The sequence below is a fragment of the Trinickia soli genome (assembly GCF_002879855.1).
Classification (GTDB): domain Bacteria; phylum Pseudomonadota; class Gammaproteobacteria; order Burkholderiales; family Burkholderiaceae; genus Trinickia; species Trinickia soli.
The window spans coordinates 311,506-321,924 of the sequence record NZ_PNYB01000004.1 but is presented as its reverse complement, the minus strand read 5'-3'; the positions used below and the strand labels follow the sequence as shown (position 1 = coordinate 321,924).

The following is a 10,419-nucleotide window of genomic DNA, read 5'->3' as shown; positions in this document are numbered from 1 at the left end:
CGTCGGCAGCGTCAGAGGTGTATAAGAGACAGGAGCTGCGGAAATAGCTATAAAGTTTCATCCATGTCTCCCTTCGGCCAGAGTCGGCGTTGCGGCGACGGCCGGGGTCGCCGGCGCAACGGGTGCCGTAGCAGGGACATCGCCGGGCTGCGGCGACGGCGCTTCTGCTGCTGGCGTATCGGGTGCGGTGTCGGCGGCTTTGCCGCCCTTGAAGCGTTTGAAAAAACTGAACATGGTGTGCCGTGATGGGTGCCGTGGCGAGCTGCCTTCGGCGGCAATGGGTGGTGCGTGGGCCGCGCGTGCGCCGCGGCGGACCGGCAATGCGGCAATGCGCTCGAAAGCCGCTATTTTAACAGGCGCGCCGGCTTCGCTCCTCGCCGATGCAGCGGCTGTGGTAACGTTGGCCGTCGCGTCTGGGCGGGTATGACCGCCGTCCGCCGCCGTCCACGGTTCGTTCGCCAATCCATCAGTCAATCCATCCGCTCATCGCTTTCGTTCGCATGCCTCGTTCCTCATCCGCCTCCCGCGCCTCTGGCGCGACGCCCGCCCGCGGCAAGCCGCACACCGTTCGCATCATCGGCGGAGACTGGAAGCGCACGTCGTTGCAAGTGCTCGACCTCGAAGGCTTGCGGCCTACGCCCGATCGCGTGCGCGAAACGCTGTTCAATTGGCTCGGCCAGCGGCTCGACGGCTGGCGCTGCCTCGATCTGTTCGCCGGCACGGGAGCGCTCGGCTTCGAAGCGGCGTCGCGTGGCGCAGGGCGCGTGCTGGTGGTCGAGCGCAACGCGAAGGCCGCACGTCAGCTGCGGGAGATCCGCGAGCGCTTGTCCGCGCACACGGTCGAGGTTGTCGAGGCCGACGGCCTGCGGCTCGCGGCCGGGTTGCCGCCCGGCTCGTTCGACGTGGTGTTTCTCGATCCGCCGTTCGGCGAGCAACTGCTGCCGCGCGCGCTCGAAGTGGCGCCGCCGCTCGTCGCCGCCGACGGCTATTTGTATGTCGAATCGGGTGAGCCGCTTGAAACGCAGTCCGGTGCCCACGCCGATACGCTGGCCGGATGGCGGATCATCAGGCAAGGTAAGGCGGGTGCTGTCTTCTATTATTTGCTGCAGCGCGAAAATGATGAATAATGCGCCTTTCCAACAGCAAGCGACGCCGGCCACATCACGCCGCGTCACGGCCGGCGGCGTCCTCGGGATGGTCTGGCCGCGTCCCAACAGGATGATGACAGGAGATGGTCCATGGTAGTCGCCGTGTACCCGGGTACATTCGATCCGCTCACGCGCGGTCACGAGGATCTCGTTCGACGCGCGTCGAGTATTTTCGATACGCTCGTCGTCGGCGTAGCCGACAGTCGCAACAAGAAACCGTTCTTCACGCTGCAGGAGCGGCTCGACATTGCACGAGAAGTGTTGGGCCACTATCCGAACGTGCAAGTGATGAGCTTCAAAGGCTTGCTGAAGGATTTCGTGAGGGCGAACAACGCGCGTGTCATCGTGCGTGGTTTGCGCGCCGTGTCCGACTTCGAGTATGAGTTTCAGATGGCGGGCATGAACCGCTATTTGTTGCCCGATGTCGAGACGATGTTCATGACGCCGTCGGATCAGTATCAGTTCATCTCGGGCACGATCGTGCGAGAGATTGCCCAACTGGGCGGCGACGTCAGCAAGTTCGTGTTCCCTTCGGTCGAGAAATGGCTCAAGGACAAAGTGGCGGAGATGACGCAAGGTTCGTCGGATCAGTCGTAGTCGCCCCTGGCTGCCGTGATTGAAGTCGGTCGGCCGCAAGCTGCACGCTCATCCTTCGGTTCGCAACGCTCCGGCCACAACGTGCGCTGGGGCGAAAAGCTATAATAAGCACGTTATTTGCCAGCGAAGTTGGTGCCAGTATGGCCCTCATGATTACCGACGAGTGCATCAATTGCGACGTTTGCGAGCCCGAGTGCCCGAACGACGCAATCTCGATGGGGTCCGAGATCTATGTGATCGACCCTGCGAAATGCACCGAATGCGTCGGCCATTTCGACGAACCGCAGTGCCGTCAGGTCTGTCCCGTCGAATGCATTCCAAATGACCCGCAGTATCTCGAGACGCCCGACGGCCTGCTCGCGAAATATCACGCGCTCCAGGCCGCCAAGGCCGTTGCCGGCAAAGATTAAGCGCGGGCATCTGCGCCGCCGGCACGTTGTTGCGGTCCTCGGGTTCGCCGATCGATCTGCCCGCTCGCTGCGGGGCCCCGCGTGGCGCTCGAAGCGATCGGCTTGATGCATCCAGTGGCGCTTCAGCCCCCGCTGTGAAGCTGCATCATCGCGCGCTCGGGCGCGCCCTTCACGACATGCGGCATGACGGCGAGCGAACGCTCGATGGCCGCGTCGATCACATCCTGTTCTTCCTTGCGCGGCGGCTTCAGCACGAAGTTGGCGACATCGGGCTTCGCGCCCGCGCGCGCGCTCTCCGGAATCAGATCGCGCGGATGGCCGATGCCGATCCGCAACCGCCAATACTGCTGCGACGACAAGTGCGCGGAGATGTCTTTGAGCCCGTTGTGTCCACCGCTGCCGCCGCCGAGCTTCAGCTTGACGGCGCCTGGCGGCAGATCGAGTTCGTCGTGTGCGACGAGGATTTCGTCGGGCAGGATCTTGAAGAAGTGGGCCACGGCGACGACCGACTGCCCCGAACGGTTCATGTAGGTCTGCGGCTCGAGCAGATGGACTTCCTCGCCGTGAAGGCGCGCTTTCGCGTAGAAGCCGTGGAAACGTCGTTCGTCGCGTAGCGTGGCGCCTGCCTCGCGCGCGAGCTGGTCGACGAGCCAAAAGCCGGCATTGTGCCGCGTGGCCGTGTATTCCGCGCCCGGATTGCCGAGACCGACGATGAGCTTGATCATGCTTTGATGCCGGCGGGCCGGCCCGATAACGAAGAGGGTAGCGTGACGAAAAAAAACCCGCCGGGCAAGCCGCGGCGGGTCACATCGTCCGTTCGATTAAAACGGATCGAGAGGATAGGCGTGGATAGCGCGCTTAGGCGGCCGGCGTTTCGCCTTCCGCAGCGGCTTCCGCCGCAGCCGCACCAGCCGGAACAGCGGCCGAGGCGATCACGGGGTTTTCGCTTTCGATGTGCGCGACGAGCGAGACGCCCTTCGGCAGCGTGATGTCCTTCGCGTGCAGCGATTGACCGGCTTCGACCTTCGCGAGGTCGAGCTCGACGAACTCAGGCAGGTCGCCCGGCAGGCACTCGATTTCGACTTCGGTCACGACGTGCGAAATGATCGCACCGCCGAGCTTCACGGCAGGATTCGTTTCCTGATTCATGAAGTGAACCGGCACCTTCGTGTGCAGCTTCTTGTTCGGGTCGACGCGTTGGAAGTCGACGTGCAGCACGAGCTGACGGAACGGATGGTATTGCACGTCACGCAGCAGCACGCGCGACGACTTGCCGGCCACTTCGAGGTCGAGGATCGACGAGTGGAAGGCTTCCTTCTTCAGCGCATGCCACAGCGCGTTGTGATCGAGTTCGATCAATTGCGGTTCAGCGGCTGCGCCATACACGATCCCCGGCGTCTTGCCGGAGTTGCGCAGGCGGCGGCTCGCACCCGTACCTTGCAGGTTGCGCTCGAAAGCGACGACTTTCATGTTCAATCTCCATAGCTGCCCGCGACCAGGCAGTGAAACGGAGCCTTTCCAGGTTGCCATCGAATGAGGCAGCTGGTCGGGCTCCGATTGAAAACGGCGCGATTCGGTGACCGAACCGCGCCCGGTTGCCGAAGCCGCTACTGATGCGGCGGCTTCGACGAATACGGTGCTACGTTTTGCTTCAGCTTTCGGCGAACAGCGACATCACCGAGTCGCCGCGACGAATGCGCGAGAACGTCTCGGCCAACAGGCCTGCGCACGAGAGCGAACGGATCTTGGCGCAGACGCGTGCTTCTTCGCTGAGCGGGATCGTATCGGTGACGACGAGTTCGTCGAGCGACGAATTGGTGATGCGCTCGGCGGCGCCGCCCGACAAAACCGGGTGCGTCGCATAGGCGACGACCTGCTTCGCGCCGCGCTCCTTGAGCACTTGCGCCGCTTTGCAGAGCGTGCCGGCGGTATCGACCATGTCGTCCATGATGACGCAGGTGCGACCTTCGACTTCACCGATGATGTTCATCACTTCGGCAACGTTCGCCTTCGGACGACGCTTGTCGATGATGGCCAGATCGCAATTCAACTGCTTCGCCAGCGCGCGGGCGCGGACCACGCCGCCGACATCGGGCGACACGACGAGCAGATTCTCGTAGTTCTGCTTGCGCAGATCGCCGAGCAGCACGGGCGTCGCATAGATGTTGTCGACCGGAATGTCGAAGAAGCCTTGAATCTGATCGGCGTGCAGATCCATCGTGATGATCCGATCGACGCCGGCGATTTCCAGCATGTTGGCGATGACCTTCGCCGAGATCGCCACGCGCGCCGAACGCGGGCGCCGATCCTGGCGGGCATAGCCGAAGTAGGGGATGGCTGCGGTGATCCGGCCAGCCGACGCGCGCTTGAGCGCATCGACCATGATCATCAATTCCATCAGGTTGTCGTTCGTCGGCGCGCAGGTCGATTGCAGGACGAAGACGTCCTTGCCGCGCACATTTTCCTGGATCTCGACCTGGATCTCGCCGTCGGAAAAACGGCTGACCATTGCTTTGCCGAGGGGAATGCCGAGGATTTTGACGACTTCCTGTGCAAGCGCCGGATTTGCGTTGCCAGTAAAAACCATCAGGCCGTCATGGCTGCTCATCATGCACCTGCTGCTGGAGGCGGGAACTGCGGGAATGTTTGGCAGGGGAGGAAGGACTCGAACCCTCGCATGCCGGAATCAAAATCCGGTGCCTTGACCAACTTGGCGACTCCCCTACACTGACTCTGAGCTTCGTCGAACCTGCGGGACAGTTCCGACGATGCAAAACCTATGACGCGAATGCGAAGAGTGGATGCGTATCCAAACTCGATGCCACGGCGCTGATCCAATCTGCTGGCAGCTTGGCTTGCGCCGCTTTCGCTTCGCCGATGCTCCGGAACGCGGCAAAAACACTCGAGCCCGATCCGGTCATCCGCGCCGGCGCGATGGATTCAAACCATTCAAGCACCTGCGCAACTTCCGCGTATTTTCCCACGACAACAGGCTGCATGTCATTCCGACCGAAGCTTTCCGGCCATCTTGCGCTGCAGCTTTGCTGTGCAAGAAAGTCCGTAATTGTGACGGGTTCCGAATCTCTTGTCAACGACTTGTCGGAAAAAACCGCAGCCGTGGGGACATGCACCTTCGGTGTGACTACCAGGAAGTAGCGCGGCGGCAATTGTACAGCCTCCAGCGCTTCCCCGACACCTTCCGCGAACGCGTTTTTTCCGAAGACGAAGAATGGGACATCGGCGCCCAGTTGCAGCCCCAACGCTTGCAGCACGTCACGGGCCAGACCGAGCTTCCAGAGCCGATTGAGCGCGAGCAACGTCGTCGCGGCGTCCGAGCTGCCGCCGCCGAGCCCCGCCCCCATCGGCAAGTGCTTTTCGATTTCGATGTCGACGCCGAGGTCGGTGCCCGTGTGCTGCTTGAGCAATCGGGCCGCGCGGACCACGAGATCGCTCGCTTCGGGCACGCCGGGGACGTCGGTCTTGCGGCGCACCTGGCCGTCCGTGCGCAGCGTGAAATGCAGGACGTCGCCCCAGTCGATCAATTGGAACGCCGTCTGCAGCGTGTGATAGCCGTCGGGCCGGCGGCCCGTCACGTGCAGGAACAGATTGAGTTTGGCGGGGGCCGCGCACTCGCGCAGCGAATCGGTCGTTTCGATCATGGGGAAAGCAGTACGAGACGGGCAGCGAGACGAGAGGCGCGCGTTCAGTGGTCGAGCACGAGCTTGATATCGAGCGGCGGATCCTGTCGCGTCAGATCGAGGCGCTTGACGCCCGACGCCGGCGCATCGGCATAAGCCAGATACTGAATGGTCCAGCCTTCCTGGTCGATTTCCTTCAGGCGCGAGGTTTGGTCGGGGTCGACGATCGTCTTCGCGTGCGAGCTCGGCGCGGGCGACGAGGCGAGCCAGTAGCGCAACCCCTCGACCGGCAACGCGAAGCCCAGCGTGTGTTGCATCAGGTCGCTGACATTGTCGGCCGTGACGGGCTGACGGTTCGGCAGTTCGAGCGAGGCCGTCGACGGCGAAGACGTGACGATGGCCAGCGTTTGACCCAGCGGGTTCAACAGCTGCAACGTGACGGTATCGCCCTGCTGCTGCCAATCGAAGTTGCCGTAGGCGTTGCGCGTCTGGCCGTTTTGGTCGACGTAGCGGACGGCGAAGCGCCCGTGATAGACGTTCGTGGTTTGCGTCGAAAGCTCGGGTGTGGCGTTTGACGTCGACGGACCGTGCGCGGGATTGACCGCGCATCCGGCGAGGGCGAGGGCGAGCGCGGCCGCCGCTCCCAGCGAAGCGCGGCGTGCGAGGCGAAAAGCGAGAGACGAAGCGTACATCAGAGATTGCCGGCGTTGACTTGGAAGCGTTCGAGCGTCTTGACGAGCGTGTCGTTGTCGGGCTCGAGCTTATGGGCGCTGCGCCATGCGTCGAGCGCTTGCTGTTGCTCGCCGCTCTTCCAGAGCACCTCGCCCAGGTGCGCACCGATCTCGGCGTTCGGCTGGATATCGAAGGCGCGCCTGAGCAGTTTCGCGGCGTCGGCCGTATCGCCCTTGCGATACTTGACCCACCCGAGACTGTCCATGATGAACGCATCGTTCGGCGCCAGCGCCGATGCCTTTTCGATCAGCTTGTCCGCTTCGTCCAGGCGTTGATTGCGATCGGCCAGCGAGTAGCCGAGCGCGTTATAGGCTTGCGGGTTATCCGGCTGTTCCTTGATGAGCGAGCGCAGCACGCTTTCCATCAGATCGTAGTGGCCGTTCTTTTCGGCCGCCATCGCGTAGTCGTATTGGATCTCGGGATCGTCAGGGAACGCTTTGTTCGCTTCGGACAGCCGCTCTTCGGCTTCGCGATAGCGCTTCGCATCGAAAAGAATCGCCGCGTCGCTGCGCGCGACGAGCGCTTTATCGTGCGGATCCTGCGGCTCGATCGCGTCGAGGATCTTGCGCGCATCGTCGACTTTGCCGGCCTTGGCCAGCAACTGCGCACGCGTCACGCGCGCCGTGACGTATTGCGGGCTCGACGGCTGGACTTTGTCGAGCCACTTGCCCGCGTCGTCCTCATGCTTTTGCTCGAGCGCGAGCTGTGCAAGGTAAAGGTAGGCTTGACCCGGATCGGCCCCCGGCGTCTTTTCCGTCAGGTCGGCGTATTGCGTCAGGTACTTCTGCGCCGCGTCGTACCGTTTTTGTTGAACCTTGATGAGGCCGAGCGCGAGCAGCGGCATCGGATCGTGCGCGTCCATCGAGCGCAGCGCCTCGAACTGCTTTTGCGCGTCATCGAGCCTGTCGCTTGTCAGATAGAGCTGCGCCAGCGCCAGGCGGGCGTCGCGCGTTTTCGGGTTTTGCCTGACGTACGACTCGAACGACGCGATGGCCTCCTTACGCTCGTCCGGGCCCATCTGGCCCAGCGAAAGGGCGGCAGGCAGAAAGTCGGGCTTGAGCTTGAGCGCGCGTTCGAACGATGCGCGCGCGCCGGGGCGATCGTCGGCGAGCAACTGCTGACGCCCGATCGCCAGTTGCGCTTCGGGCCGGCCCATATCCCCTTTCAGCAGATCCTGCAGAACCTGTAGGCCGCCGACGCGGTTCGGCCCGCGCGAGAGCAGCGTCTGCAACGCGAGCAGCGCGTTGCCACGGTTATCCGTAGGAACTTTCGCGAGTTCGCTCGCAAGCAGCGGCTTCGCGTCGTCGGGCTTGCCCGACAGCACGAGCAGCGACGCGTCGATCTGGACTGCACGCTCGGAATCGGGCGCGTACTCGTGCCACAGCTGCGCGGCCGCCAATGCGTCGGACGGGCTCTGGGCGGCCAGGGCGATCTGCACGGCGCGTTCGGCCATGCGCGGATCGTGCGTGTCGCGTGCGAGCGCGAGATACGTTTGGTACGCGGGCGCCGGCTCATTGCGTTGGAGTGCAATTTCGGCCGCCAGCACCTGGAAGACGATCTGGCTCGACAGCCGAACGCCGGGCAGATCTTTCTTCTCTGCGGGCAGCGCAGGCCCGAACAGATCGGCCGGGCTTGCGGAACTATCGTCCGACGGCACCGGATCCTGAGCATGCGCGGGAAGCGCACCGAGCGCGAAAGCGCACAGAACGGCGCCGACGAGACGGTTCGCGGGCGCCGCGCGCCAAGCGGGGCGGGCGCCGACCGGGCGCTTGAAGAGCTGCTTGATGGGCAAAATCATGGAGATCCGTTCGAGGTTTCGGTCGATTGTAACGCGCTCGCTACAATACACGCAGATTGGACAATGCAAGTTACAGACCTATCCGCACCCATTTAGACATGCCAGAGCTGCCGGAAGTTGAAGTCACCAGACGCGGCATCGAGCCGTACGTTACGGGCCGCCTCGTCGAGCGCGTCGACGTGCGCACGGTTGCGCTGCGCTGGCCCGTCCCGCCCGACCTGGGGCGCTTGCTCGCGCGCCAGGCCGTGCGCAAAGTCGAGCGGCGCGGCAAGTATCTGCTGTTCGAAACCGATGCGGGCTGGTTCATCGTCCATCTTGGTATGACGGGCACGCTGCGTGTGCTGCCGCACGAACAGGCGCCGGGGCCGGCCAAGCACGATCACATCGACTGGATTTTCGACGAATTCGTGCTCCGTTATCGCGATCCGCGCCGGTTCGGCGCGGTGCTTTGGCATGCGCGCGCCGACGGGGACGTGTATCGGCATCCGCTGCTTGCGAGCCTGGGCGTCGAACCCTTCACGGACGCGTTCTGCGGCGAACTCATTTTCCAGCGTACCCGAGGACGCACGGTCTCGATCAAGCAGGTGTTGCTCGCGGGCGAGATCGTCGTCGGCGTCGGCAACATCTATGCGTCCGAAAGCCTGTTTCGCGCCGGCATTCGGCCGACCACGGCCGCGGGACGCGTGTCGCGGGCGCGCTGCGAACGTCTGGCCGATGCGGTGCGCGCGACGCTGGCCGCTGCGATCGAGCGCGGCGGCAGCACGTTGCGGGATTTCGTCGGCAGCGACGGCGCGAGCGGCTATTTCCAGCTCGACTGCTTCGTCTACGATCGCGCCGGCGAGCCGTGCCGCGTGTGCGGCGCCCCGATTCGCCAGATCGTCCAGGGTCAACGCTCCACCTACTACTGCGCGCACTGCCAGCGCTGACACCTTACCGCTCATGTCCGCTTCTCCGATTGTCATTGCCCCAGCCGCCACGCCGCTGCACGACGCGTTCGCCGCGCGGCTCATCGACTGGCAGCGCCGCCACGGCCGCCACGATCTTCCCTGGCAGAACACGCGCGATCCCTACCGCATCTGGTTGTCCGAGATCATGCTGCAGCAAACGCAGGTATCGACGGTCATTCCCTATTACGCAAAGTTTCTCGCCCGCTTTCCCGATGTCGCCGCATTGGCGTCGGCATCGATCGACGAAGTCATGGCCTTGTGGGCCGGGCTCGGCTACTACTCGCGTGCCCGCAATCTGCATCGGTGCGCGCAGGCGGTGATGGAGCGTCACGGTGGCGTGTTCCCCGTCGAGCCCGAGCAATTGGCGGAACTTCCGGGCATTGGTCGCTCGACGGCGGCGGCGATCGCCTCGTTCGCGTTTGGCGCACGGGCGACGATTTTGGACGGGAACGTCAAGCGCGTGCTCGCCCGCGTGTTCGGAATCGAAGGTTTTCCAGGCGAAAAACGCGTCGAAAATGCGATGTGGGCGCTGGCCGGGCGTTTGATGCCAACCAGCGCGGCGTCGAACGACGACGTGAGCGCCTACACCCAAGGGCTCATGGATCTCGGGGCGACACTGTGCGTGCGCGGCAAGCCCGAGTGCGGGCGTTGTCCGTTTGCCGTCGACTGCGTGGCCCAGGCCACGGGCCGTCAACGCGAATTGCCGGCCGCACGGCCGAAGAAGGCCGTGCCGACGCGCCGCACGTGGATGCTCGTGTTGCGTGACGGCGCGTCGGTGCTGCTCGAGAAGCGGCCGCCGTCCGGTATCTGGGGCGGCCTATGGAGCTTGCCGGAAGCCGCTGACGAATTGTCCCTGGCCGAGCGGGCCCGAGCCTTCGGCGCTGCCCAGGGCTTCGAGCGCCTGGCGCCGCTTACGCACACGTTTACGCATTTCAGGCTCGACATCGAACCGCGCTGCGCCGCCCTCGCCGTGGGGGACGAAGCGAGCACGCTCGAGGCGCGGGACGACGAGACCGCCTGGGTGCCGCTCGCGCGGATCGATGACTACGGCGTGCCGGCGCCTGTGCGCAAATTGCTCGATGCGCTCAAGGGCTCGCTGCTCTGACTTCACCAACCATAGGGCCGGTGCGGCCCACAACGCGCGGCGGG

At 64.1% G+C, this 10,419-nt stretch carries 11 protein-coding genes and 1 tRNA gene; 5 read left to right on the top strand and 7 right to left on the bottom strand.

The features are described 5' to 3' along the window. Positions 1 to 500: 500 nt before the first annotated feature. From rsmD to C0Z19_RS07280, 3 genes are all read left to right on the top strand, one after another. The gene (gene rsmD, locus C0Z19_RS07290) at positions 501 to 1,127 is read left to right on the top strand and encodes a 16S rRNA (guanine(966)-N(2))-methyltransferase RsmD (RefSeq protein ID WP_102609112.1); all 627 of its coding nucleotides are present in this window, start codon (positions 501 to 503) and stop codon (positions 1,125 to 1,127) included. Between the two features lie 111 nt (positions 1,128 to 1,238). Beyond that, positions 1,239 to 1,745 (top strand): pantetheine-phosphate adenylyltransferase, encoded by a 507-nt coding sequence (gene coaD / locus C0Z19_RS07285; RefSeq protein WP_102609111.1) that lies wholly within the window; start codon positions 1,239 to 1,241, stop codon positions 1,743 to 1,745. 104 nt (positions 1,746 to 1,849) lie between these two features. Beyond that, positions 1,850 to 2,155, top strand: a complete 306-nt coding sequence (locus C0Z19_RS07280; RefSeq protein ID WP_425330279.1) for a YfhL family 4Fe-4S dicluster ferredoxin — start codon at positions 1,850 to 1,852, stop codon at positions 2,153 to 2,155. A gap of 122 nt (positions 2,156 to 2,277) precedes the next feature. Here C0Z19_RS07280 and pth read toward each other — a convergent pair whose 3' ends face one another. The 7 genes from pth to C0Z19_RS07245 all read right to left on the bottom strand — a co-directional run bounded on the left by pth (position 2,278) and on the right by C0Z19_RS07245 (position 8,323). Beyond that, positions 2,278 to 2,880 (bottom strand): aminoacyl-tRNA hydrolase, encoded by a 603-nt coding sequence (gene pth, locus C0Z19_RS07275; RefSeq protein WP_102609109.1) that lies wholly within the window; start codon positions 2,878 to 2,880, stop codon positions 2,278 to 2,280. 133 nt (positions 2,881 to 3,013) lie between these two features. Beyond that, positions 3,014 to 3,625: a 50S ribosomal protein L25/general stress protein Ctc gene (locus C0Z19_RS07270; RefSeq protein WP_102609108.1), complete on the bottom strand. Its 612-nt coding sequence runs from the start codon at positions 3,623 to 3,625 to the stop codon at positions 3,014 to 3,016. Positions 3,626 to 3,806: 181 nt separating this feature from the next. Continuing rightward, positions 3,807 to 4,763 (bottom strand): ribose-phosphate pyrophosphokinase, encoded by a 957-nt coding sequence (locus C0Z19_RS07265; protein WP_102609156.1) that lies wholly within the window; start codon positions 4,761 to 4,763, stop codon positions 3,807 to 3,809. Between the two features lie 39 nt (positions 4,764 to 4,802). Continuing rightward, positions 4,803 to 4,879 (bottom strand) — tRNA-Gln (locus tag C0Z19_RS07260). Positions 4,880 to 4,932: 53 nt separating this feature from the next. Then, the gene (ispE, locus tag C0Z19_RS07255) at positions 4,933 to 5,814 is read right to left on the bottom strand and encodes a 4-(cytidine 5'-diphospho)-2-C-methyl-D-erythritol kinase (protein WP_102609107.1); all 882 of its coding nucleotides are present in this window, start codon (positions 5,812 to 5,814) and stop codon (positions 4,933 to 4,935) included. A 44-nt stretch (positions 5,815 to 5,858) separates the two neighbouring features. After that, positions 5,859 to 6,485 carry a lipoprotein insertase outer membrane protein LolB gene (lolB, locus tag C0Z19_RS07250; protein ID WP_102609106.1) on the bottom strand — a complete coding sequence of 209 codons (627 nt, stop codon included), beginning with the start codon at positions 6,483 to 6,485 and terminating at the stop codon, positions 5,859 to 5,861. After that, entirely contained in the window at positions 6,485 to 8,323 is a 1,839-nt protein-coding gene (locus tag C0Z19_RS07245) for a tetratricopeptide repeat protein (RefSeq protein WP_102609105.1), read from the bottom strand. Before C0Z19_RS07245 ends, lolB begins: the two co-directional genes overlap by 1 nt. Positions 8,324 to 8,421: 98 nt before the next feature. Here C0Z19_RS07245 and mutM point away from each other — a divergent pair, with 98 nt between their 5' ends. Continuing rightward, a complete protein-coding gene (gene mutM / locus C0Z19_RS07240; RefSeq protein WP_102609104.1) occupies positions 8,422 to 9,249 on the top strand; it encodes a bifunctional DNA-formamidopyrimidine glycosylase/DNA-(apurinic or apyrimidinic site) lyase in 828 nt (275 codons plus the stop codon). 13 nt (positions 9,250 to 9,262) lie between these two features. Next, on the top strand, positions 9,263 to 10,375 hold the full coding sequence (mutY, locus tag C0Z19_RS07235; RefSeq protein WP_102609103.1) for an A/G-specific adenine glycosylase: 1,113 nt from the start codon (positions 9,263 to 9,265) through the stop codon (positions 10,373 to 10,375). Positions 10,376 to 10,419 lie beyond the last annotated feature (44 nt).

Excerpts from the sequence above, each read along its gene's own strand:
- rsmD (WP_102609112.1), top strand. The coding sequence starts at position 501 with ATGCCTCGTTCCTCATCCGCCTCCCGCGCCTCTGGCGCGACGCCCGCC.
- coaD (WP_102609111.1), top strand. The coding sequence starts at position 1,239 with ATGGTAGTCGCCGTGTACCCGGGTACATTCGATCCGCTCACGCGCGGT.
- pth (WP_102609109.1), bottom strand. The coding sequence starts at position 2,880 with ATGATCAAGCTCATCGTCGGTCTCGGCAATCCGGGCGCGGAATACACG.
- C0Z19_RS07270 (WP_102609108.1), bottom strand. The coding sequence starts at position 3,625 with ATGAAAGTCGTCGCTTTCGAGCGCAACCTGCAAGGTACGGGTGCGAGC.
- C0Z19_RS07265 (WP_102609156.1), bottom strand. The coding sequence starts at position 4,763 with ATGAGCAGCCATGACGGCCTGATGGTTTTTACTGGCAACGCAAATCCG.
- ispE (WP_102609107.1), bottom strand. The coding sequence starts at position 5,814 with ATGATCGAAACGACCGATTCGCTGCGCGAGTGCGCGGCCCCCGCCAAA.
- lolB (WP_102609106.1), bottom strand. The coding sequence starts at position 6,485 with ATGTACGCTTCGTCTCTCGCTTTTCGCCTCGCACGCCGCGCTTCGCTG.
- C0Z19_RS07245 (WP_102609105.1), bottom strand. The coding sequence starts at position 8,323 with ATGATTTTGCCCATCAAGCAGCTCTTCAAGCGCCCGGTCGGCGCCCGC.
- mutM (WP_102609104.1), top strand. The coding sequence starts at position 8,422 with ATGCCAGAGCTGCCGGAAGTTGAAGTCACCAGACGCGGCATCGAGCCG.
- mutY (WP_102609103.1), top strand. The coding sequence starts at position 9,263 with ATGTCCGCTTCTCCGATTGTCATTGCCCCAGCCGCCACGCCGCTGCAC.